The following is a 22,313-nucleotide window of genomic DNA, read 5'->3' as shown; positions in this document are numbered from 1 at the left end:
GGCTACCACGTGTCTTCCGCCTTGGCCTCGCGGGCGAGGGTCAGGCACTCGAGCAGATCGACGTAGCTCGGCAGCCCATCCAGCTGGGCCTCCGCGGTGCAGCGCGTCCGGTCGACGGCCGCATAGCGCGACCATTTCTGAGCGACCTGCGCGCGTGCCGACGCCTCATCGTCGAGGCAGAGTTTCTGCCGCCTGGGATCGAGGGTCATCAGCGTGGTGGCCGCCCGGCACCCCGGTCCGACATCGAAGACCGGCACGCGGTCCGCGACCGGCACCGCCAGGGTCGCTCCCATCAGCAAGGCGGGAATAGCGATCATCATCGTCGATACGCCTCCGGTCACTGCGCCGACCGGGCCAACCGATCGATCCAAGCCGCGACCACCCTCCTCAGGTGTCGCGCGCCCCGCGATGCCGCGGTGTCTCTGCGCAGGACAAACCCGATTCGGCCGCCGGTTTGCAATGGATACCACAGGCCGTGCGCGCTCCGACTTCAAAAGGCGGGCCATCAGAGCGGATTTCTACTGATAATCGGCATTCGCGCCGCGGAAACGATCGGCTTCGTTTGAATTGATTACCGAATGTGAAATGCCAATCTTGAAGCCCGGACGCGGGGCGACTCGCCAGGCCCGGCTATCCCGATGGGAGAACGACCGCCATACTGAGCGGGCAGGTCGCCGTTATTGCATTCGAGACGCCGCCTCCCATCGTCGACGCGTGCCCCCGTCCGATCCGGTGGCGCGACCGTGTCGAGTACCGCGGCCGCCAGGAGGTGCCTCGGGACGCGGCGCGCGGCCGATGCTGGCGAGGGAGGCCGCGTCGTGAGCTAGCCCGTGCCGCTCGACAGATCGGAACGGAGCCGATCCGCTGCCGGGAGGCGGCTGGCGTATCCGCGTCCCGGATCGCGCCCCGCACAGGTGGGCCCGAGTCGCGGCGTCCCCTCGCAGCGGACCCGCTCCAGCCCGAGCGCTCGCCAGCCACGTGGATGCCGGCTCGGCGCAAGCCAGAACGATGCGTCGAGGCCGTGGCATTGCGCCGGGCTGCCGTTTCGCGGTTTGCCGCGCGGCAACATCGAGCAGCGGCCGCCCGGTGGATCAACCGCCGGCGACCGTCTCGTACCGGGAGGCAACCGGTGCCGGCAGGCGCCGGGCGCGACCCTCCGGGCCACACCACGCACCATCCCGCCGGCTGCGGACATCCGCAGGTCCCGCTGAGCGAAGCGGCCCGCGCTCGCAGGCGCCTTCCGAAACCGCGTTCGAAAGCGGCGCCTACCAGAGGTGCATCAGGATGTTGGACAGTTTGGTGAACCAGTCGGTGGTCGCGGGTGCGCTGGCTTCGCCCTTGTTGATCTTGGCCATCAGGGCGATCGCGGCTTTCCGCTGGCTCTCGGGGACGGAGAACGTCTCATAGGTGGGAGCCTTGCTCACCGCCGGGACGGCGGGACCCTGCGGGCTCGTGGCGCCCGCGGATGCGGCTGGGGACGCGCTCGTTACGCTGCCCGGATTGATGGGGGCCGTCGGCGCGGCGGCGATCGGGTTGCCGGTCGGCGGGTACGGGTTCTGCGTGCCGGCGGGAGAACGGGTTGCGCTGCCCAGCACCGGCCGCGCCGTACCGCCGGAGCCGGGTGCCACCGTCGAGGCCGGGTTGGTCGGAGCGGTGGCCATGGCCGGCTGCGCGGTGGCGCTGCTCGCCACCGGGACTACGCTTGCCGGGCTCGCGACACCGTTTGCGCCGGACCCACCGGGCGGGGTCGTCACCGCCGTTGTGTCGAGGGCCGCCGGGGCCGCCGCGCTCGGTCCTGCGGTCGGCGTGTGGGCCATGCCGTTTGCCGGCGTTGTCGAGGCGGCCGCGGACTGACCCGACACGGGGGACGCGGACAGATTCGCCGTCCCCGCGGAGTTCGTCGTCGGGGCAGGGGCCTGAGGCGCTGCGCCGACGGTGGTCGGAGGGGGAGCCGAACCCGTGGCCGCAAGAGGCGCACCGCCCGAATGGGTCGCACCACCCGAGTGAGTCGTCTCCGCGGCGGCCTGGGACGGCGCGCTCGCGGTCGTGTGCGATCCGCCGCTCGTGCTGCTCACCGCGCTGGAAGCGGCACTGGTCGGCGCGCTGGCGGTCACCGTCGAGGGCGTCGTGCCGGCGGCATTCGGCGTCGGCGCGGCAGGTGCTGCGCTGAGGGTGGTCGAAGGGGACCCCGTCGTCGCACTGCCGCCTGCCGGGCCGGTTCCGCTCCCGGTGCTGGCCGGCGCAGACGCGGCGGTGGAACCCGTGGTCGGAGTCGCCGAGCCGCTCGCACTCGTCGTGGAGGTTGCAGCCGGCGGCGTCGCGCTCGCGGTGGACGCCTGCGTTGCACCGTTCGCACCGCTGCCGGTCGCGCTCGGAGCAGTGCCGGTCGATGCGACCGGGGCGCTGCTTTGCGCCGTCGTGGGGGTCGTGCTTGCGGCAGGGACCGCCGATGGAGCCGTCGATGAGGCCGTCGTGGGCGCAGCGCTGGCGGTGGGCGCGCTCGTTCCCGGTGTGGCGTTGGTCGAGCCCGAAGACGCGCCGACAGGCGGGTTCTGAACGGCTGACGGCGTGGAGGCGCCGGACCCCGTCGTCGGAGCGGCCGGTGTCGGTGCGGCGGCGGGGGACACGCCTCCGTTCGGGCTGACGCTCGACGGGGAGGCAGTCCCGGTCGGCGCCGTCGAGACGGCGGGCTTGGGGGTCGCGGCAATCGTGGCCGTGGAACTCGTCGTCGGCGCGGCGGCCGAGCCGTTCGTCGGGTTGGTCGTTCCCGATGCCGTGCCGGTGGTCGAACCGGTCGCCGGCTTGGTGGCCGACGCTGCCGACGAAGCCACGCTCGTGGCCGTGCTCGTCGTGCCCTTCGCCGCACTCGCCGTGGTCGCGGCGGCTGTCGTCGTGTTCGTCGAGGTTGCCGCGGCGGCGCCGTACAGGCCCGGATCCCGGCCGTCGGGGCTCGACACGGTGTCGCGCTTCACGGCGACTGCGGTCGGATCGTTCGAATAGGCTCGGACGTAGTCGATCTTCGAGCTGATCGGCACGCCGGCGAGATCGGCGTTGTTGCTGCCGCCCCCCTGGGTGGCCAGGTTCACCAGCATGTACATCGGGCTGTGCAGATCCGACGGCGTCGCCTGCGAGCCGGTCATCTGGCCGTCCACGTAGAAGCTGATCCGGTCGGCCTGCCAGTTCATGCCGTAGGTATGATAGCCGGTCTGGTCCGGCATCACGCTCGTGACCTGGCGGTTCTGCTGCCAGGGGATGTTCGGCGTCTGATCCGTCGTGTGGATCGTGCTGTAGACGGTGCTCGGCCCGTCGCCGTAGCGCTCGACGACGTCAAGCTCCTGGTGCTGGCCCGCGTTGTAGGGGTCGGCCTTCTGCTGGTTGGGCAGCAGCCAGAACGCGTCCCAGGCGCCGACCTGTTCGGAGAAGTCGGCCCGGACTTCGAAATACCCGTAGGTCTGCGAGAAATTGCCCTGGGTCGTCAGCAGGCCGGATTCCCAGCTGCCCGGCACGCCCGACGAAGTCCTGTCCGGGACCGCCGTGATCGACAGGGCGCCGTCCTGGAGCTGAAACGGATCGTAGCCAGACCCCTTGTCCACGAAGGACGAGTGGCCGAACCCGACATCGGCATTCGCGTCACCACGGTCTTGCGCGCGGATATCGGCCCAGGTGGTCCCCGCGCCGGTCTGTGAAATGCTGCGGGTGTTAAACTCTTCGTCGAAGGTTAGTTTATAACCGGTCAAGTCGACCATGAATGTTTCCCCAGACTTGCAGCAGGGCGCGATTGATCCATCGCAGCACAAGAGAACTTGCCTACGTCGCGTCAGCCACCCGAGTGGACGGGCAACCTACTCAGCTATTTTTCCTAAATTTAACACTGTGGAAACATTACGTACGTGGTTGCGCTGCTGTCAAGATTTGTATTTGTGCAGCATTCAAGATCCCGTTTTCGGCGTATGAAGATCAGCTCGGTTCGATGCTGCATTCGGGATTGACAGTTGCTGTCGAGCCATACCGCGCACAAGCCTATCTTCCTATTCCCGGTCCGCCCGAGACCTGTCGGAATGAAGATGGGTGTTGCCGGGGATAGCCGGTCCGGAAGCCCCGCTCAGCGGATGAAATCCTGCGTTGAGAGCGGGTTATCCTGCGGGCCGGTCCGCGCGGAATGACCGGCGTGCGATCGCGGCGGGACTTCGCTTTGGCTGGGAATGGGCGGATCCTGCCAGCTCGGATTTCGCCGGGCCCAGGTCGAGCGGAGCGGATCCGAAGCGGATTCGGGGGGTTCGACACGAAGCCGCAGGGGCGACGATCAGAAGCCGCCGGTGGCCGGCCTCCGGACGCCGGTTGGCGCAAGCCCGAGAAGGGCCAAGGATCGATTACCTACCAATCGGGCCGCACCGGTCCGGGGAGCCCGGCCGGTAACAGCGAGCCCGTCGCCGTGGCGGATCCGCATTTCATGCGATCGACCGGGGAACGCGCGCAGGAACGGGGGGGCGCCGACATCATGGGCGGTCGGGGCGGTGCACGAGTTCGGTATCGGGACGAAGCCTGCACTGTCGGGCGGACCGCCGACGCGGCATCGCGTTTTGCACTGCAACCGTTCGCACCCTGTCAGGCGCGTCGATCCGCGATTCCGACTGGGTCTTATGGGGGCGCGCGCCTATGCGGCCTGGGGATCTTTCATCCCGGGCCGCTGGTCCGGCACCCGCCGGGCGCAGGGGTGGTGCGCTCGGTCGGCGCCATCCCGGAGCAGGGCTGGGGGCTCCGGGATGCGTCTGAGCGATGCGCCGTGAAGATGCGCCGGGAGGCGTCCCGCCCGCATCAGCGGGTCGGCATCGCGGTAGCGGTGACGACACGGGTGGTCTGAGCCGCCGGGACGAGGCGCGGCGTGGTCGCCAGTTCGGTCGCGGGACGGGTGGTCGAGATCACCCGGGCCTGCTCCCGGTAGAGCGGCGGCGTCAGGTTGATGGCCTCATCGGCCAGGGCTGAACCGATCATCGGGATGGAGGCCAGGGCGGCCAGGATCAAGGAACGCGTGGTCATGGGGGGATACCTCTTGCTGTCCGGGTCCGAAGCCCGGTGTCGAGGCACTATCTACGCTGCACTGCGTCATGATCCAAACAGATAGGATCGATAATAGAAATCGATATGATCAATGACGCAAGCGGCCCGAATGTAGGGCGTGACCGGTGCCGGCTGATGCGAACCGCCGATCGCCATGCTAGGCGTATCTGGCAGTCGAGCTTGCACGGATACTGATCCTCGAACCGGGACGTCACATGCTGGGCTGGTTTCGTGCGTTGATGCCGAAGGAAGACCGGTTCTTCGACCTGTTCGAGCGCCATGCCGCCACCCTGGTCGGCGGCGCGGCCGCGCTCCGGGCCCTGCTCGATGGCACCCAGGACGTCCCGGTGGCCTGCCAGGCGATCGCCGACCACGAGGATGCCGCCGACACGATCACCCGGGATGCCCTGCTGGCCGTGCGGCGGACCTTCATCACCCCGTTCGACCGGGGCGACATCCAGGCCCTTGTCGGCTCCCTGGACGACGCCATCGACCAGATGCTCAAGACCGCCAAGACGGTGCAGCTGTTCGAGGTCACCGCCTTCGAGCCGTCGATGCGCGAGATGGGCGCGGTGATCCAGGAGGCCGCCGCCGCGACCGCCGAGGCGATGCCGAAGCTGCGGGCGCTGGGCGAGAACGCGACCGTCCTGAACACCCTGACCGAGCGGGTCATCCAGCTCGAAGGCCGGGCCGACGACCTGCACAATGCCGGGCTCAAGGCCCTGTTCAAGGCTTCCCGGCAGGATCCCATGGCCTTCGTGGTCGGGTCCGAGCTGTACGACCACCTGGAGAAGGTCATGGACCGGTTCGAGGATGTCGCGAACCAGATCAGCAGCATCGTGGTCGAGCATGTCTGAGCCGGCCGCGTGACCCTCCTGATCGTCCTCATCGCCGTCGCCCTGGTCTTCGATTTCTTGAACGGGCTGCACGACGCCGCAAACTCGATCGCCACCATCGTGTCGACCCGGGTGCTCGCGCCCCGCTACGCCGTCATCTGGGCGGCGTTCTTCAACTTCGTGGCGTTCCTGATCTTCGGCCTGCACGTGGCCGGCACGGTCGGGTCGGGCATCGTCGATGTCGACATGGTGACCGACCGGGTGATCCTGGGGGCCCTGGGCGGCGCGATCAGCTGGAACCTGATCACGTGGTACGCCGGAATCCCATCCTCGAGCTCGCACGCGCTGATCGGCGGCCTGCTCGGGGCCGGCATCGCCAAGGCGGGCCTCGGCGCGATCGTCTGGCCCGGCGTGATCGCGACCAGCGCCGCCATCGTGCTCTCGCCCGCCCTGGGCTTCGGCCTCGGGCTGCTGCTGATGCTGGCGGTATCGTGGATCTTCGTGCGCTCGACCCCTCACGCGGTGGACCGGCTGTTCCGGGGTATGCAGTTCGTCTCGGCCTCGCTCTACTCGCTGGGCCATGGCGGCAACGACGCGCAGAAGACCATGGGCATCATCGCGGTGCTGCTCTACGCCCACGGGGAGGAGGGCGGTGCGTTCCACGTGCCGCTCTGGGTGGTGCTGTCCTGCCAGACCGCCATGGCGCTCGGCACGCTGCTCGGCGGCTGGCGCATCGTCCACACGATGGGCTCGAAGATCACCCGGCTGTCCCCCATGCAGGGCTTCTGCGCCGAGACCGGTGGGGCCGTCACCCTGTTTGCCGCCACCGCGTTCGGGATCCCGGTCTCCACCACACACACGATCACCGGGGCGATCGTCGGAGTCGGTGCGGCCAAGCGGGTTTCGGCGGTGCGCTGGAACATCGCCCAGGGCATCGTGATCGCCTGGGTGGTCACGATGCCCGCGGCGGCGCTGGTCGCGGCATTGATCTACGGCGTCTCCGGCCTGGTGCTGCCGTGACCGGCCAGGAAAAATATGCGTCGCGCGCACGAAACCGAATTTAAGAGGCTTAATATAGCAACATGCGTAGGATTGAGCTATAAATCTTACTATTACGCCATACAGGGTGCTGCTTGTTGCTTATCGCGGCCCTCTTATGCGCAGCAGGAATTCTGGAAGGCTGGCTCTATCGGGCCCCGGCTGTCGTGGCGAGTTCGGTGCTGATCGCCCTGATATGCCTGCCCCTCTGGGCACTGACATCCACGATCGATGCCGTGAAGGTCCTGGTGCTGCTCGCCTATCTGGCGGCCCACCAGTCCGGCTACCTGATCGGAGCGTTTGTCGGCGCGAGCCGTCACGACGATCGCTGAACCCGATCACCAGGTCCAGATCACGCGGCCGGAATAGGCGTAGATCACGACCCACATCCCGACCGACACCGCCAGCCACGAGACCACCAGGGGCAGGGGCGGCCGCTTCGTCTCTTCCCGGCGCAGCCGCGCGAATGTGTCTCTCACCATCAACCTCCCGGACGCGCCTTGTGGTTGAAGACGCGAACGGAGGCGATTCGACAAAAGTTTCAGGACGGCGCCGCGCACCGTCGCAAACTACGGGTTTCCGAGGCCGAGGTTCGGCGCATCGTCGTGTTCCGAAAGCCGGCGGCCACCTTTCGGAACGATGCTCTAGCGCCCGAACTGCACCGGAACGCTGAGGTCGGCGACCCCGTCCTCGGCCAGCAGCTCGACCGGGGGCGCCCTGAACGGGCTCGCCCCCTGCACCGCCCGGAGCGCCCGACGGTCGAGCCCGCGGGAGCCCGAACTGCGCTCGATCTCGGCCTGACGCACCGAACCGTCGGCGGCGATCTCGATCCGCACCAACACGGTGCCGGCTGCCCGGCGGGTGTTCGCGTGCCGATCAGCGCGATCGACCGCGTCGATCCGGGTGACGAGGCCGGACAGCCAGGTGCGCACCGCCGGCGAGACCCCCATCCGCGCCGCCGCCGGCCAGGGCAGCAGCAGAACGCCGAGGAGCGCGGCGGTCCCGTAAGTCAACACGCGTGACGACATGCTGGAACAACGATCCTGTGCCTGATGGTAGCCCGGCTATCCTCACGCCGAAGGGTTTACCGGCCGTGACCCCGGCCCCGGTGTCCGGGGGCAAAGCCTGCGGTGCCGCGGGGCCCGAGCAACCTTCAGGACGGCTCGGTCCTTGCGATCTCGATCCGTTGCGGATCGTCAGCCGGCCGGATGGAAACCTTGATCCATGATGTGAAACACACCTACCGTGACGCTTATGAGGGTCGATTATCCGGTTTCGACGCAGACCAGCGCCGCCGGCATCGTCCCGGTTCCGGGACACAGGCGCGGCACCCCTTGAACCATCCCCGCCGATGGGTCCAAAGGCTCCGGTGACGCCGCAGACAACACACGTGATCCAGGAGAAAGCCTCAGATGACCCGATTGGCGGAGCTGCAGAACGACCCCGCGTTCCAGCAGGCCGTGCTCGCCGTGCGCGGGGCGGCCAGTACGCTGAGCGGTCGCGCGGTCACCGCCGAGGAAGCCAGCTTTCTGGTCGGTATCGCGTTGGCCACCTTCGCCAATGCCGGTGGCCTGAACGAGCCGACCCTGAGCCGTCTCGGACGGTTCTCCGACACGCTCGGGCAGAACGAGACCCTCGACAGCCTGACGAAGCACTGAGGCGATCGGGCGCCGGCTCGGTTCGGCGTCCGGCATCGCTGCTGGTCCTGCGGGAGACGCAGAGACTCCGATGCCCCCGATGGGACGATGCGGCACCCCGAGATAGCCGTCCGACGACGCTCTCGTGGGCCTCCGGCTACAAGAACCCCATCCGCCGGGCCAGCATCACCGCGAAGGCGAGGCCGGCCGCTAGGCTGACCACCAGCATCGCGACATTCGTCCAGAACCGGACCGGCCGACTCGAGCCCTCGATCCCGCTGGCGCGCAGCCTGACCCAGGGCACATAGAGGAACAGCGCAACCACGGTCAGGACCATGAACGCGAAGGTGGCGATCCGGCCCGCCAGCAGCGCGGCCCCGGCCAGGACGACCCAGCCGAGGACGATACCCAGCATCGTGAAGAGGGCCGTCGTGTTCAATCCTGCATCATCCCCAAACGGATGGAACGGCGCGCCATCCTAGGCGCCACGGGAAGCCGACAGGCTCGACGACGCCTTTCCGGCGATCCCTCAAGCAAACCCGAGTATCGGCGCAGCGAGAGCCCGCTGTACCCTTGAAACGATCAGTCAGTCAGGAGAAACTCTGGTGCTGCGAGACAGGATTGAACTGTCGACCTCTTCATTACCAATGAAGTGCTCTACCACTGAGCTACCGCAGCAAGCGCCGTGGCGACCCCGCTTGGGGGCGTGTCCGTCCGGCTGAGAGGGGCAATAACGGATCATCGCCGGCTTGGCAACGGTGGGTTACGCGTCCGTCGCCTTAACTTGCCGGCATGTGGCGCGAATGATCGCCGCGAGGCCCGGTTCGGACACGGCCTCGGCGGCCTCGGCAGGCGTGAACCAGCGCAACTCGCGCTGATTCGCCTCCGGGAAGTTCTTGAGCTGCTTGCGAACCTTCAGCGGGAACACCTTGACCTGGCACAGGACCGCGTCGAGGTTCTTCAGGCGCTTCTGGTAGACGTAGTAGCCGAGTGGCCGCTTGCCGACATCGCCACGCAGGCCGGCTTCCTCGTAGGCTTCGCGCGCCGCCGCTTCGAACGGCTTGCGGCCCTTCATCGGCCACCCCTTCGGGATGACCCAGCGCCGACTTTCCCGGGAGGTCACCAGGAGGATCCGGTTCTCACCGTCGCGCCCCTGCTGAAACGGCAGAACGCCCACCTGCCGGCGCGGTTCGGCCGTGTCCTCGATCGCGGCCGTCACGACAGGACCGGCCGGGTCGGAACCCGCGTTGCGCCCCGCCGGATCGGCGACGCGACAGGGAGATGAAGCGGAGGGCAGATTGTCTGATCCTCGGTCGGCGCGGGCGTGCATCAGCAACAGGGTACGCAGTATCAACAACTGACGTCAACGTAAGCGCGTGACCGAGGGAAAAGTTCAGTACAAGACTGATATCTCCCACTCTTCTCTCGTTATCCGGCTAAGGCTGGACCAGCCGATCCGTCATGCCGTCCGCCGCGCGGCCCGCTCGCCCGAGGCCGGGACCGCGGCAGAGGCCATGCCGGCGGAGACCGCGTCGGCCACCGGACCAGCCGGCGGGCTGGCGGCGGGGATGATGGTCGGAAGCGGGGCGGGCGACATCGGTTCGGCCGGTACGAGGACGGGTTTCGGCAGGTCGGGCTCCTCCGGCTCCACCGCGGGCTCGGAGGGTGCCAACGTGTTCGGCGGCTCGCGCCACGCGAACGCGTCGAGGCGGCCGCTGACCGGCGAGACCGGCGCCCAGGTGTCGGACGCGATGCCGTCGGCGATCCAGACCGGGTCGCGCGGCGCCCGGGCCGCCCGGGACAGCCACTCGCGGGCCTGACCGGACGCCGCGCCGTGCTCGGCCTCCTCGATCGCCGCCATCATCAGGCTGGAGCGGACGGTCGGGCGGTCGGCGAGCAGCGGCTTCAGGGCCTCCCGGGCCCGGCCGTATTCGCGCGCGTCGAGGGACGCCTGCGCCACGGCGAGGCGGGATTCCGGATCCCAGGACGTGAGTTTGGCCAGGGTCTCGGCCCGGGCCAGGCGGTCGCGGACCGAATCACCGGGGCGCAGGCCGAGATAGACCTTGGCGAGGTCGGGGTGCGGATTGTTCTTCCAGGCCGTCTCGACGACCTTGGCGGCCTTGCGCAGGTCGCCCCGGCGCGAGAGCAGGCGCCCCGCGATGCAGGCTGCCGGTACCAGGTCGGGGGCGAGCTTGACCGCCTGCAGGGCGCGCTCGGCGGCGAGTTCCGGCTCACCGGCCTCGCGCTCGCCGGCGATCGCCGTCAGGAGCACGGCCCGCTGGCGCCGGGCAGTCGGCTTGTCGATCAGCCCCAGGGAGGAGCGCCGCTCGATGGTCTCGAGAGCGGAACCCCAGTCGCCGTCGGCGGATTGCGCCTCCAGCATCGCCTCGTTGGCCCAGGTCACGCTCGGAGCGAGGCGGGCCGCCTCCACCGCGTAGGCGCGGGCGGCGGTCTCGTCCTCGCGGCGGCGCGCCTCGACGAACAGGCCGCGCAGGCCGAGCACCCGGGTCTCGGGGTCGTCGACCATGCGCTGGAAGGCGCTCTCGGCGGCGTCGCGGTCGCCGGAGATCTGTGCCGCCTGGGCCTTGAGCAGGAGGGTCAGCGGCTCGGGGCCGAGCAGCCGCTCGGCATCCCCGGCGTAGCGGCGGGCGGCGAGCGGGTCGCCCGAGCCCACCGCCACCATCCCGCGCGAGAGGGCGGAGAAGCCCTTCGCCCGGCGGCGTTCCGCCGAGCCGCGCACCAGCGCCTCGGGCAGGCCGATCACGCCGCGCACGATCGCCCAGAGCAGGCCCAGGACGATGGCCGCGGCGATCACGCCGACCAGGGCGACCGCGAGGCTGGTGCCGATCTGGTAGCCGTTCCAGACGACGGTGACGGTGCCGGGCCGGTCGGCGATCCAGACCGCCCCGAAGGCGGCGAGTGCGAGCAGGGCCAGGAAGGCGAGGGCGCGCCACATGGGGTCAGTGTCTCCTGTCGACGGCCGCCGGGCGGCCACCGCTGGGTGCGGGAGAGGCGGGGCGCCTGGGCGCCCGACCGGAGAAGATGCAGCCGCGCGAGACGCGGATCGACGCCGTCACTGCCTAGCGGCCTGGCGCCGCCGGGGCGGCACCGGAGGCCGCATCCGTAGGCAGGGCCTTGAAGACACCGGCGAGCAGGGCCCGTACGGACTCCTCGGCGGCGGCCCGGGCCTTGAGCTTGGCGGCGAAATCGCCGGCCTGGTCGCGCATCTCGGGCGGCAGGGCCGCGAAGGCCGCGGACGCCGCCGGCAGGTCGCCGCGGTCCAGCGCCGCCTGGACCTTGGCCTCGGGTTCGTCGGACGCCTCCGGCGTGGCGGCGGGCGCATCGACCTTGCGCACCTGCACGAGGCCGTCGGCCATGCTCAGGAGCTTGGTGCGGAAATCGCCGGTCTCGGCGGCGCTCCGGGCCAGCTGCGACCGGCGCTTGGCGGCGACTTGCTCGGCGACCGGCCGGAACGCGTTGGCGAGTTGGGCCGTGGTCGGCGCGCCGGTCTCGGCGAACGGCGCGAGCGCCGTGGCCTGGGCTTCCGCACCCGGATCCAGCTTGCGCAGCGTCGCGAGCGGCTCCGCGTAGGGCATGCCGGCCGCGAGCGCCGAGGCGACGCGATCGGCCACCACCACCCGCAGCGCCGCCTGAACGGTGGAGATTTCGGCCCGCTGGGACACGCTCTTGTCGAGCGCGGCGATCTTGTCGGCCTGCTCCTGCAGGCGGCGGTCGACCGCCTTCGCGGCCTCGGCGGCCTGGGTCTGACCCGCCTCCGCGGCGGTGCGGCTCGCCTGCGTGGCCGCCTGAACCGCCTCGGTGGCGGCCTTCACGCGGGCGTCGAGGGCCTGCTGCAGGCTGTCGAGGCGCTGGCCCAGGGCGGCGTCGGCCGTGGCATTGGCCTTGGTCCGCTGCTCGACCTCGCCCTGCAGGGCGGCGATCGTCTTCGACGCCTCGGCCGCGGCCCCCTTGTCGGGCTGATCCGCCTCGAGCGCCTTCACGCGCGCATCGAGATCGGCGACCTGCTTGGGATCGGCCGCCTGGGCCGCGCCGAGCTTGGCATCGCCCCCCTGATCCCGGCCGGGCTCCTCCTGGAGCGCGGCGACCCGCTGATCGAGGCTGTCGAGGCGCGCGGCGAGATCGGCCGGCACCGCCGCATTCGTCCCGGGCGCCTGCCCGTCCGTCGCAGCGCCGCCGGGGGCCGGGGCCTTCTCCAGAGCCTGCCGGGCCGCGGCCTCTGCGGCGGCGACACGCTTGTCGAGGTCGGCGACGGCATCGCGCGGGGCGAGCCCGTCCACCCGCTTGTCGAGGGAGGCGACCTGGCCGGACAGGGACGGATCGGAGGCGTTCGGCCGCACAGTGCCGAGGCCGGCGCGCTCCGCGCCGAATAGCGCACCCGCGCCGATCAGGCCGCCGATGAGGCCGGCCGCCGCCAGGGAGCCGAACCCGGCCCGGGCCCGCCCGGCCGGCGGGGTCACGGGGGTCAGGGCCGTCGTCCCGGAGCCCTTCGGGGGCTCCTTCGCGGCAACCTTTGCAGTGTCCTTGGCAGTTTCCTTGCCAGTTTCCTTCGCAGCGTCCTTCGACCCGTCCCTGGGCGCATCTTTCGGGGCGTCCTTGCCGGGCTGCGGCGGATCGGGAATGCGCTTGGCCTTCAGGTCCAGGATCGGCCCGGCCGTGACCGCAGCGGCCGCGGCACCGGTCGCCGCAGCACCGGGCCGGGGACCACCGCCATTCTGCGCGCCCGCACCCGGCTGGCCAGCCTTGGTGGGATCCGGCTTAGCCGCCTCGGGCTTGCCGGGTTCGAGTTTGCCGGGTTCGGATTTCGGCCCGGCGATGCCGGACGCCAGCTTGGCCTCGGAGCCCGAAGAGGCCGTGGCGCCCGGCTGGGACGCGGCAGGCTTGCTCTCGCCGGGACGATCCGTTCCAGCGGCGGACGGCTTGGCGCCGTCGCCAAGTGGTTTGCCGGCTTCTGGCTTGCCGTCGGCCGCACCGGGGCTGCCCGGCTTGACGGTCAAGACCGGCTCGGTCGCCGGCTTGGGCGGAGTGGCCGCCGGAGATCCAGTGCCGGGTGCACCCGGCTGATTCGGTGCGACCGGCACGGGCTTGACGCCCCCCACCGCGGGGGCGGGCGACTTCGCACCGGGTCGGGATTCGGTCCGGCCCGGATCGGGTTGCGCAGGGGTGGACGGAGCGCCGCCCGGCTTCGGACCGCCGGCTCCGGGCTTGTCGGCGTCGCTGGGTGGTGGCGTCACGGGCAAGTCCTCCAACTCTTCGGCGTCGCCGCGCCCCCGTAGCACCGCGGCGGCACCGGGCGCGAGGGCGAGATACGGCGGCTCTGTCCCGCTGTCACCGCGCGCCGTCGCCGAAGCGTGGCGCGAGGGCATCGAGCAGATCCGTTTCCCGCGGCCGTGCCGCAACGAAATGGACCGCGATGCCGGCGGCTTCCAGGGGGAACGCGACATCAACAGACAGGCAGTAATGCCTCAAGCGGCGGAAAGCTCCGCCGTGTCCCGATCCATCCGCGAGCGCGAGCGCGGCGGCCGCACTGCGGCGGGAGTAATGCAGCGCGGCATCGAGCGCCCCGGCGGCGAGTGCGTCGCCCACGGCAGCAGGCAGGGTCGGGACCAGATCCGCCGTGTAGGCCTCGACGATCACGATCGTGAATCCGGCGGCCGTCAGGGTCGCTTCGGGCTCGGGCTTGCGGGCGGTCCCGGTGGCGTGGAGCAGGCACGCCCCGGCCGGCAACACCTCGGCCACGAGGGCGGCGAGCCCGGCCGCGTCACCCGGTCCCTCCCGAACAGGCCCGAGCCCCGCCGCGCGCACACGCTCGGCGGTCCGGGGGCCGACCGCGAAGACCGGCAGCCCGCGCAGGCTTTGCGTGTCCCGGAGGGCCGGCACCGCGTGGGCGCTGGTGAACAGAAGCGCGTCGAACGAACCGGCGGGCGGTTCCGCGCCGGTCGGCCCGATCGCCAGCACCGGTGCCACGAGGGGGGCGTGCCCGCGCGCGGCCAGGGCCGCGCCGGTGCGGGTGGCCCCCGGCTCGGGTCGGGCGACCCAGACGCGCAACCGCTAGGTTTCCAGGGTCAGGCGGACGCCGTGACGAGCCTCGTCACCCGGTGGCAGCACGCGTTGCGCGTCGCGCTCCTGAAGCGGGCCGGAGAAATCCGCCCAGTCGGCGTAGCCGGTCCAGCACTCGAGCGACAGGAACGGCGCGGTCGGCTTCGTCCAGACGGCGAGGTGCGGGAAATCCTCCATCTCCATGCGGATCGCCTTGACCGCCCCCTGGCCGGGTCCGGTGAAGCGCATCCATCGGCTCTGCGCATTCCGGAACACGAAGGCTTCGGTGAAGATCGCCGGGTCGAGGGGCAGGGTATCGCCGGCCAGGGGGATCGGCTGCTCGTCGCGCAGCAGCAGCCCGCCGGGGCCGACCTGCGGGGCGAACGGGCGCTCGTGCCGCTCGAACGCCAACGCGTAGCCGCCGTCCCGGGCCCGCTCGCCACCCGCGAAGGGCCACGGGAAGGCCGGGTGGAACCCGAGCGCGTAGGGCAGGGGAACGTCGCCCGTGTTGACCACGGTGACGGTAAGGTCGAGCCCGGACGGCTTCACCCGGGCCGCGATGTCGAGGCGGAAGGCGAACGGGTAATGCACCCGTGTCTCCGGCCCGTCGGTCAGCCGAAGCGTCACCGCGTCGGCGCCGCGATCGACGACCGTGAACGGCAGGTCCCGGGCGAAACCGTGCTGCGCCATCGGGTAGCGCGCGGCCCCGACCGTCACCTGGCCGCCGGCCGAGGCGCCGACCACGGGGAAGAGCCAGGGAGCGTGCCGGTTCCAATGCGCCGGATCGCCGCTCCACAGGTACTCGGTGCCGCCTACCCGCCAGGAGACCGGCTCGGCCCCGTGGGTGGAGAGCACGGCCGTGGTGCCGTCCGGAGCGGTCAGGTCGATGCGCATGCTCAAGCGTGCCTCCCGGGCGATCCTCGAACCGTCGAGGTAACGGACGCGGACCGGGACGCAAGGGGAGGGCGCCACCTCACGCCGCATTCCCCAATCCCGGCAGGATCGTCTCCGGCGGCCCGGAGGCCACTATCCGGCCGGCCTCCAGCACGTGGACCGCGTCTGCCCCCTCCAGGGTCGAGAGCCGGTGGGCGATCAGGATCACGGTGCGCCGGCCCGAGAGCGCCCGCAGGGCGCGCATCACGGCCCCTTGCGTCTCGTCGTCCAGCGCGGAGGTCGCCTCGTCGAACACGATCACGTCCGGATCGTGGTAGAGCGCCCGGGCGATGCCGAGGCGCTGGCGCTGGCCGCCGGAGAGCCGCGCGCCGCGCTCGCCGACGCGCGCGGCGTAGCCGTGGGGCAGGGCGGCCACGAAATCATGCGCGCCCGCGAGCCGGGCCGCGCGCTCGACGGCGGGCAGATCCGGCGCGTCGAGGCCGAGGGCGATGTTCTCGGCAACGGTGCCGTCCACGAGAAACACGTCCTGCGGGACGTAGCCGATGCGGTTCTGCCAGGCGGGGAGGGCGCTGGCGTCGAGCACGCGCCCGTCCACGGTGATCCGGCCCGTGCCCGGGGTGAGCACCCCCAGCAGCAGGCCGGCCAGGGTCGACTTGCCCGAGCCGGTGCGGCCGGCGAGGCCGATCGTCGTGTTGACCGGGATCGTCAGGTCGATCTCGGCCAGCGCCGGCCGGCCGGTGCCGTAATCGAAGCCGACCCCCTCCAGACTGATGGCACGGCCGAAGGGCAGGCGCTCGTCGGTACGTGGGCCGGGGCGGCGCTCGCCGGAGAGTTCATCGACGATCACCCGCACCACCGGGCTGTAGAAGCGCATCAGGGAGACGGATGTGAAAATGTTCTGGAAGGCCGGGAGCATCCGGTAGCCCGCGAAGGCGAACAGGCCGAGCAGCGGCAGGATCCCGGCCACATCCAGCCCCTGGGCGAGGGCGAACAGCACCACCACGATCACCCCGCCGAAGGCCAGGGCCTCGATCACGAAGCGCGGCATCTGGCCGGTGAGCAGGCTCTCGGCGGTGGCGATCGCGTAGGCACGCGCCGGGGCGTCGAACCGGCCCGCGAAGGCCTCGGCCCGACCGTAGAGCTTCAATTCCGTGAGCGCGCCGAACGTCTCCTGCACGATCCGGAACCTTGCCTCGTTGTCGGCCACCGAGCGGCCGCCGAGCCGGGCGAGCCGGGCCCGCATGATCAGGTAGATCCCGACATAGAGGCCACCGAAGCCGCCGCCGAGGATCAGGGCGAGCTGCGGCGCGTAGGCCAGCAGGAACGCGATCACCGCGAGCGCCGAGGTCGCCCGCGAGGCCAGCACGGTGGCCGGGGTCAGCACGCCGACCACCAGCCGGTCGGTCTCGGACAGGACGTTCTTGGCAAGCTCGGCGCTGTTGGCCTGGGCGAAGAACAGCCGCTCCCGGTCGAGGTAGCGGAACAGCATCCGCCGGCTGAAGCCGTAGCCGGCCAAATGCGTGAACCGGAGCTGCGCGTAGGTCAGCCCGGCATTGACCACGGCGGTGGTCAGGATCGCCAGCAGCGCCGCCCCGCCGGTGACCAGCAGGAAGCTGCGCGCGTCGGCGAGCCCAAGGGCCTCGCGGGCCTGGGCCAGGTACGGCACGCGGGTCGCCGCCGATGGGTCGCCGACCAGGGTCAGGAACGGGATCACCGAGGCGACGCCGACCACCTCCAACAGTGCCGCGCCCGCCAGGCCCGCCGCGATCAGGACGAGCCGCCGCCGATCGCGCGCATGCATGATGCGAACGAGATCGATCAAGGCGCGCATGGTTCGGGACGGATCGGCGGGAGGGGTCGCATGGCCGGGCCGGGCTTAGAGGGCCCGGCGCCGGAGGGAAAGGCGGCTTGGCTTCCCGGCCCTGGGTCGAACACCCGCAGACATCGTCCCAAACCCGAAACGCCTGGTTTCCGAATGGCCCGAACCCAGCCCCTCTGGCGGGTTTGAATCGCGTTCTGTGCCGCTCGCCCGACGAGGCTGACCTTAGGCTCAGGCCTTTATGAAGCCGCCCCTGTCATCCCGGGGTCGCGGAGCGGAACCCGGGATCCAGAACCACCGTGGGATCAAGGCTTCGCATCGTCGGCGGCTCTGGATCCCGGGCTCGCCTCCGGCGCCCCGGGACGACCGGGAGGTTGATAGGGCGGCCTCCAGGCTGCCCGAACCTGTGCGGGCCGGCACTTTCAACGGGTTGGGTGCTGGGCCTTATCAGACCTGGACGGTCAGTCGAGCTTCTTGAGCGAGCCCAGATCCACGTCGCCGTTCTGGCTCGAGAAGGTCAGCGACTTGGTGCTGCCGTCCAACTGCGAGACGCCGCCGATCCGGTGGTCACCGCTATCGTAGGTTGAGACCTGGCCGTCGCGCTCGATCAGGAGACGATGTTTGTCCGGGAAGAACGCGTATTTCATGCCGTTCTGGGAGCCGCTGGTCGAGGGATCGCCCAGGTCCTTCGGCCAGAAGGGCTCCATGCCCTTCATCGGCTCCATGGGCTTCATGGGTTCCATCGGCTTCATCGGTTCCATCGGCTTCATCGGTTCCAAGGGGTGCCTCCTGTTCAGCTGGGTGACAGGAGGACGCGGCAGGGGGGAAACGGTTGCATCGTGCCCTGACCGCCGGGCCGGAGATCGGTCCGGCGGCGCGCACATGCAGGCGACCGAGGCCTCAGAGCCGGGCGCCCGGGACCGGCCGCTCGCGAACCTGGCCGTCGAAGCCGACATGGAGCTGGTGCTCGCGCCCGTCCCGGTCTTTGGCCGCGACGTCGAGGTGGCGCGGCCCGCGGCCGGTCACGCGCACGTCGCCGTAGCCGGCGGCCTGGACGGCGGCGGTCAGCGCCGGCACGTCCGGGTTCGGCCCGAGGCCGAGCTTGTCCTTGGCCCAGTCGAGGCTGCCACGCGGAGGTCCGCCGGCCGGCCCGATCACCACCTTGCGGCCGTCACCATGGGTCAGCACGCTGGCATGCAGGAACCCGGTCTCGAACCGGCCCTGCACCGTCACGGCCTCGCCTTTGGCCACGAGGTTGCCGCCCTCGCCGGCGGGGCCGGTCTCGACCAGCGCCCGGCCGGTGGAATCCTGGACCACGAACTTGTTGCCAAAAATCTCGGCGACCTCGCCCTTGATGGCGGTTGCGCTCGACGGGGCCAGCGCCTGGATCGCCACCGGATCCACCGGGGTCGGCTGGAACGCGGTGCCCTGCGCCAGAGACAGGCCGGCGGCACCCAAGGCCAGGGGTGCGGCGATCGCGGCCACAACCCAGGTCCGCCCCGGGACCTTTCTGGTTGGCTTGGCGGAGGCCGGCTCGCGGATCTCGCGGGCGGTGCCGTCGATGGTGTTGTCGTCGCTCATCGTTGTCGTCCTCTTGAGAAGGTTTGGGACCCGATCGGTCCGTGGCGCCTTCGTAAGACGCCCCCTCAAATCCGGCCTGAACCGCCCGGTTCAGCCTCGGTTAAAGCCGTCCGCCTATGGCCGGATCGGCGTCGAGACGCGCGGGCGATCAAGGACTTGGCCGCGGGTGCAGATCCGGGGGCCGGATGGATGGGCAGCGTGAGAGAGCGGCCCTAACTTCCGGCAGCGCCGCGGTGTCGGGCAGGCCGGGGCACGAGGGGGCAAACGTTTGAAAATCCTGCTGGTGGAGGACGACGCGGCCCTGGCTGCCGAACTGGCCAAGGTCCTGCGCGCGGAGAACTTCGTCCTCGACCGGGCCGCCACCGGCGAGGACGCGCAGCATCTCGGCGAGACCGAGGGCTACGACGCGGTGGTGCTCGACCTCGGCCTGCCCAAGGGCGACGGCGTCTCGGTGCTGCGCGCGTGGCGGGCGGCCGGGCGGACCCTGCCGGTGCTGGTGCTCACCGCCCGGGACGGCTGGAGCGACAAGGTCGCGGCGTTCAAGGCGGGAGCGGACGATTACCTGGTCAAGCCGGTCCGGGTGGAGGAGCTGGTGATCCGCCTGCGCGCCCTGGTGCGCCGGTCGCAGGGCGGCGGGGCGAGCCGGATCGCCTGTGGCCCTCTCAGCTTCGATACGGGGCTCGGCGCCTTCGAGCACGAGGGCCTGCCGCTCAAGCTCACGGGCCTCGAATGGCGGGTCCTGTCCTGCCTGATGCTCAACCGCGACGCGGTGGTGCCGCGCCCGCACCTGATCGAGCGGGTCTACGAGGGCGACGCGGATGTCGATTCGAACTCCGTGGAGGTGATCATCACCCGCCTGCGCCGGAAGATCGCCCCCGCGCGGATCGAGAGCGTGCGGGGCCACGGTTACCGCCTGCACGCGGATCCGGCCTGATGCCGCCGCCGAAGAAGAGACCGCCGCCGCACCGCTCCCTGCGGACCCGCCTGCTGGTGGCCGCCCTGGCGCTGGTGCTGGCGGCGCTCGTGGTGGCCGGGCTCGCCATCGGGGTGATCCTGCACCGCTTCGTCCGGGGGCAGATCGAAGGGCATCTCGACGCCCAGATCGTCGCGCTGCGGACCGGCCTGGAGGCGGGCCTTCTGCCCCGGGATCGCGACGCGCCGCCCTTCGACCGGGACGGGCCCGGCTGGGCCTGGGAGGTGCGCCAGGGGGCAGAGACCTTCGGCTCGGGCTCCCTGCGGGGCGGCCATATCACCGTCACCGAGCCGGGCCCCGACGACGAGCCCGACCGCCCGCATCCGGCGGACGGCACCGGGCCGCGGGGGGAGCGGCTGATCCTGCGCATCCTCGACGTGCCGGGCACGCCCCCCGCCACGATCGTCGCGGCGGCGCCCCGGGCGGCCCTGTACGGCCCCTTGCGCGAGGCCCTGACCAGCCTGGCCCTGGCGCTCGGCGTGCTCGGCCTCTGCCTGATCGCCGGACTGGCCCTGCAGGTGCGCCTCGGCTTGGCGCCGCTGCGGCGCCTGCGCGGCGACCTCGCCGCCGTGCGCACCGGGCACCGCGAGCGGGTGCCGGAGGAGCAGCCCGCCGAGATTAAGCCGCTGGTCGCCGAACTCAACGCGCTGCTGGACCAGAACGCGCAGAACCTGGAGCGGGCCCGCGGTCACGTCGCCAACCTCGCCCACGCCCTCAAGACGCCGCTGGCGACCCTGTCGATGGCGCTGGCCGAGCCTGCCCGCGATCCCGGGGGCGCCCTGCGCCTGCAGGTGGACGCCATGGACCGGCGGGTCCGCCACCACCTGCGCCGGGCCCGGGCGGCGGCGCTCGCCGGCTCGGCCCGGGGGCGCACGCCCCTGGCGCCCCGGGTCTCGGACCTGCGCGATGCGCTGGTGCGCCTCTACGCCGAGAAGGGCGTGGCGATCGAGCTGGCGGTGCCGGACGACCTCACGGTGCCCTGCGAGGGGCAGGACCTCGACGAGATGCTGGGCAACCTCGTCGACAACGCCTGCCGCTGGTGCCGCAGCCGCGTGCGGGTGACGGCACTCCCAGAGGCGAACGGCGTCCGGGTCGCCGTGGAGGATGACGGGGCCGGCCTCGCGGCCGAGGCCGCCGAGGCGGTCATGGCCCGCGGACGGCGCCTCGACGAGGGCGTACCGGGCCACGGTTTCGGGCTGCCGATCACCCTCGAACTCGCCGAGCTCTACGGCGGCGGCTTAAGCCTCGGGCGATCGGATCTCGGCGGGCTGAAGGCGGAGCTGCTGTTGCCGGCGTGAGGCCGACCTCAATCTGTTCGTTGCGCCGCTCACCGTCATCACGCGCGGTTGGGACGTGATTGAGGGTTTGGACGCGATCCGCTTGGCGCTGGTGATGTCTGAGAAGGGTGGTTTCGAGACAAAGCCGTGTGATCGGAACGAGAGTTAGCTGTCTCTCGGCGTACCGATGCCCAGGTGCTTGAACTCGGTACTCAGCCATTCGGCGCAGCGTCTGCGTTCCACCGGGTTACCGGCCTCCCCGAAGGCGCGCAGGAACCTCGCCAGCACCGTCAGCAACTTCTCCTCATCGATCGGGCGAGCGTTCGAGTCCGGGCGTCCGTAGAATGTCGAAACTGGCACGCCCAGGACGTCGGCGATGAGCTGGAGGGATCCCGCATGGAAGGCTTCGTCTGCCATACGCGCGCCCTCCCAGGAACGGTCAAGGCGTGTCAACTTAGAACGACACCCGCTGCCTTGGGGCCCATCTGTGCGGCGATGTGGCGGCCGATGGACATCAGCGCGTCTCTCAAAACGTCCTGTACCTCGTCGTCCCTGGCCACAGCAGCTTGGTATGCGGCGCACATGGACGTGGCCACGTCGTCGAGATCGCCTTCATCGAGGCCGGCAAGGTTCAAGGCTTCGAGAATGGATAAGGGGTGGTCGGGCGCCTCGGGTTCAGCGTCAGCCGGCGGTGTCAGCCCCCACTGAGCGGAGATGCTGGCCCAGGCCTGTTGCAGGCGGAAACGAGACTGCGCGTTCGCTTCGCGCATGACGGCTGCCTCCCGGCGAACCGACCGCGCCTCAGCCATAAGCGCGCGGAGTTCGGCCTGCTTCGAGTGGAGCCAGTCATCACATTCCGAGGCATCGAAAATCGCGCTCATGACTAGGTCCCCGAGAAGCGATACACGCAACTCAGGATCGATGTGTCAACTCGGGTTTGCGACCATGAGTGTTCTGCGCGCGATACGCGGGAATGCTGTGGGTCGGAGGTGGAATGTCCACTTCGGGTCGCGAGGTCCGGGTTTGGTGGCCACCCCGAGCCGAAGTTGCCAGACGGCCAACGAATGACCGCTATCGGGAAGCGCCTGTGGCAAACCAGGCGGCCAAGTTGGGTCGAACGCTGTCACCCTAAGCTCAAGCTTA

General features: G+C 70.6%; 22 protein-coding genes and 1 tRNA gene. 6 read left to right on the top strand and 17 right to left on the bottom strand.

Translation table 11 applies throughout. The features are described from left to right. Positions 1 to 2 precede the first annotated feature (2 nt). The 3 genes from ACYQPG_RS21790 to ACYQPG_RS21780 form a co-directional block, all read right to left on the bottom strand. Positions 3 to 320 carry a hypothetical protein gene (locus ACYQPG_RS21790; protein ID WP_246692638.1) on the bottom strand — a complete coding sequence of 106 codons (318 nt, stop codon included), beginning with the start codon at positions 318 to 320 and terminating at the stop codon, positions 3 to 5. 945 nt (positions 321 to 1,265) lie between these two features. Then, positions 1,266 to 3,746, bottom strand: a complete 2,481-nt coding sequence (locus ACYQPG_RS21785) for a family 16 glycosylhydrolase (RefSeq protein ID WP_461231738.1) — start codon at positions 3,744 to 3,746, stop codon at positions 1,266 to 1,268. Positions 3,747 to 4,815: 1,069 nt separating this feature from the next. Then, positions 4,816 to 5,037, bottom strand: coding sequence for a hypothetical protein (locus tag ACYQPG_RS21780; RefSeq protein WP_461231737.1), 222 nt, complete (start codon positions 5,035 to 5,037; stop codon positions 4,816 to 4,818). Between the two features lie 236 nt (positions 5,038 to 5,273). Here ACYQPG_RS21780 and ACYQPG_RS21775 point away from each other — a divergent pair, with 236 nt between their 5' ends. The 3 genes from ACYQPG_RS21775 (at position 5,274) to ACYQPG_RS21765 (ending at position 7,264) form a co-directional block, all read left to right on the top strand. Further along, on the top strand, positions 5,274 to 5,915 hold the full coding sequence (locus ACYQPG_RS21775; protein WP_147906992.1) for a DUF47 domain-containing protein: 642 nt from the start codon (positions 5,274 to 5,276) through the stop codon (positions 5,913 to 5,915). A gap of 9 nt (positions 5,916 to 5,924) precedes the next feature. Then, positions 5,925 to 6,914 carry an inorganic phosphate transporter gene (locus tag ACYQPG_RS21770; protein WP_461231736.1) on the top strand — a complete coding sequence of 330 codons (990 nt, stop codon included), beginning with the start codon at positions 5,925 to 5,927 and terminating at the stop codon, positions 6,912 to 6,914. Between the two features lie 197 nt (positions 6,915 to 7,111). Then, complete coding sequence (locus tag ACYQPG_RS21765) at positions 7,112 to 7,264, top strand: hypothetical protein (RefSeq protein ID WP_246692358.1); 153 nt, start codon at positions 7,112 to 7,114, stop codon at positions 7,262 to 7,264. 6 nt (positions 7,265 to 7,270) lie between these two features. Here the strand turns inward: ACYQPG_RS21765 and ACYQPG_RS21760 are convergent, their stop codons facing one another. Together ACYQPG_RS21760 and ACYQPG_RS21755 are read right to left on the bottom strand one after the other, a co-directional pair. Continuing rightward, positions 7,271 to 7,411 carry a hypothetical protein gene (locus ACYQPG_RS21760; RefSeq protein WP_187278365.1) on the bottom strand — a complete coding sequence of 47 codons (141 nt, stop codon included), beginning with the start codon at positions 7,409 to 7,411 and terminating at the stop codon, positions 7,271 to 7,273. Between the two features lie 165 nt (positions 7,412 to 7,576). Continuing rightward, positions 7,577 to 7,960 (bottom strand): energy transducer TonB family protein, encoded by a 384-nt coding sequence (locus ACYQPG_RS21755; RefSeq protein WP_147906995.1) that lies wholly within the window; start codon positions 7,958 to 7,960, stop codon positions 7,577 to 7,579. Positions 7,961 to 8,344: 384 nt separating this feature from the next. Between ACYQPG_RS21755 and ACYQPG_RS21750 the strand changes: the two genes are divergently transcribed. After that, entirely contained in the window at positions 8,345 to 8,590 is a 246-nt protein-coding gene (locus ACYQPG_RS21750) for a hypothetical protein (RefSeq protein WP_147938583.1), read from the top strand. Between the two features lie 136 nt (positions 8,591 to 8,726). On the opposite strand, the gene ACYQPG_RS21745 is transcribed toward ACYQPG_RS21750, so the two are convergent. The 10 genes from ACYQPG_RS21745 to ACYQPG_RS21700 all read right to left on the bottom strand — a co-directional run bounded on the left by ACYQPG_RS21745 (position 8,727) and on the right by ACYQPG_RS21700 (position 18,920). Then, positions 8,727 to 9,008 carry a hypothetical protein gene (locus tag ACYQPG_RS21745; protein WP_147938584.1) on the bottom strand — a complete coding sequence of 94 codons (282 nt, stop codon included), beginning with the start codon at positions 9,006 to 9,008 and terminating at the stop codon, positions 8,727 to 8,729. 164 nt (positions 9,009 to 9,172) lie between these two features. Then, a tRNA-Thr gene (locus ACYQPG_RS21740) sits at positions 9,173 to 9,247 on the bottom strand. A gap of 85 nt (positions 9,248 to 9,332) precedes the next feature. Beyond that, positions 9,333 to 9,788: an NUDIX hydrolase gene (locus ACYQPG_RS21735; RefSeq protein WP_147906997.1), complete on the bottom strand. Its 456-nt coding sequence runs from the start codon at positions 9,786 to 9,788 to the stop codon at positions 9,333 to 9,335. Positions 9,789 to 10,028: 240 nt separating this feature from the next. Continuing rightward, positions 10,029 to 11,525 carry a heme biosynthesis HemY N-terminal domain-containing protein gene (locus ACYQPG_RS21730; RefSeq protein WP_461231735.1) on the bottom strand — a complete coding sequence of 499 codons (1,497 nt, stop codon included), beginning with the start codon at positions 11,523 to 11,525 and terminating at the stop codon, positions 10,029 to 10,031. Positions 11,526 to 11,649: 124 nt separating this feature from the next. Then, complete coding sequence (locus tag ACYQPG_RS21725) at positions 11,650 to 13,584, bottom strand: COG4223 family protein (RefSeq protein ID WP_461231734.1); 1,935 nt, start codon at positions 13,582 to 13,584, stop codon at positions 11,650 to 11,652. Between the two features lie 331 nt (positions 13,585 to 13,915). Next, a complete protein-coding gene (locus ACYQPG_RS21720; protein WP_147938606.1) occupies positions 13,916 to 14,635 on the bottom strand; it encodes a uroporphyrinogen-III synthase in 720 nt (239 codons plus the stop codon). Positions 14,636 to 14,638: 3 nt separating this feature from the next. Further along, positions 14,639 to 15,526, bottom strand: a complete 888-nt coding sequence (locus ACYQPG_RS21715) for an aldose 1-epimerase family protein (protein WP_461231733.1) — start codon at positions 15,524 to 15,526, stop codon at positions 14,639 to 14,641. A gap of 73 nt (positions 15,527 to 15,599) precedes the next feature. Continuing rightward, a complete protein-coding gene (locus tag ACYQPG_RS21710) occupies positions 15,600 to 17,351 on the bottom strand; it encodes an ABC transporter ATP-binding protein (protein ID WP_461231732.1) in 1,752 nt (583 codons plus the stop codon). Positions 17,352 to 17,800: 449 nt separating this feature from the next. Further along, positions 17,801 to 18,082, bottom strand: coding sequence for a hypothetical protein (locus ACYQPG_RS21705; RefSeq protein ID WP_461231731.1), 282 nt, complete (start codon positions 18,080 to 18,082; stop codon positions 17,801 to 17,803). A 157-nt stretch (positions 18,083 to 18,239) separates the two neighbouring features. Further along, positions 18,240 to 18,920 (bottom strand): DNA-binding protein, encoded by a 681-nt coding sequence (locus ACYQPG_RS21700; RefSeq protein ID WP_147938609.1) that lies wholly within the window; start codon positions 18,918 to 18,920, stop codon positions 18,240 to 18,242. A 268-nt stretch (positions 18,921 to 19,188) separates the two neighbouring features. Between ACYQPG_RS21700 and ACYQPG_RS21695 the strand changes: the two genes are divergently transcribed. Together ACYQPG_RS21695 and ACYQPG_RS21690 are read left to right on the top strand one after the other, a co-directional pair. After that, a complete protein-coding gene (locus ACYQPG_RS21695) occupies positions 19,189 to 19,854 on the top strand; it encodes a response regulator (RefSeq protein ID WP_147907004.1) in 666 nt (221 codons plus the stop codon). Next, positions 19,854 to 21,191: a sensor histidine kinase gene (locus tag ACYQPG_RS21690; RefSeq protein WP_461231730.1), complete on the top strand. Its 1,338-nt coding sequence runs from the start codon at positions 19,854 to 19,856 to the stop codon at positions 21,189 to 21,191. The genes ACYQPG_RS21695 and ACYQPG_RS21690 overlap by 1 nt, the downstream gene beginning before the upstream one ends. 144 nt (positions 21,192 to 21,335) lie before the next feature. Here ACYQPG_RS21690 and ACYQPG_RS21685 read toward each other — a convergent pair whose 3' ends face one another. After that, positions 21,336 to 21,587 carry a hypothetical protein gene (locus tag ACYQPG_RS21685; RefSeq protein ID WP_461231729.1) on the bottom strand — a complete coding sequence of 84 codons (252 nt, stop codon included), beginning with the start codon at positions 21,585 to 21,587 and terminating at the stop codon, positions 21,336 to 21,338. Positions 21,588 to 21,619: 32 nt separating this feature from the next. After that, positions 21,620 to 22,051: a hypothetical protein gene (locus ACYQPG_RS21680; RefSeq protein WP_461231728.1), complete on the bottom strand. Its 432-nt coding sequence runs from the start codon at positions 22,049 to 22,051 to the stop codon at positions 21,620 to 21,622. Between the last annotated feature and the right edge of the window lie 262 nt (positions 22,052 to 22,313).

This window comes from Methylobacterium sp. CM6246, from assembly GCF_054818005.1.
Note: the sequence above shows the minus strand (reverse complement) of the source record. Positions and strands in the feature narration are given on the sequence as shown.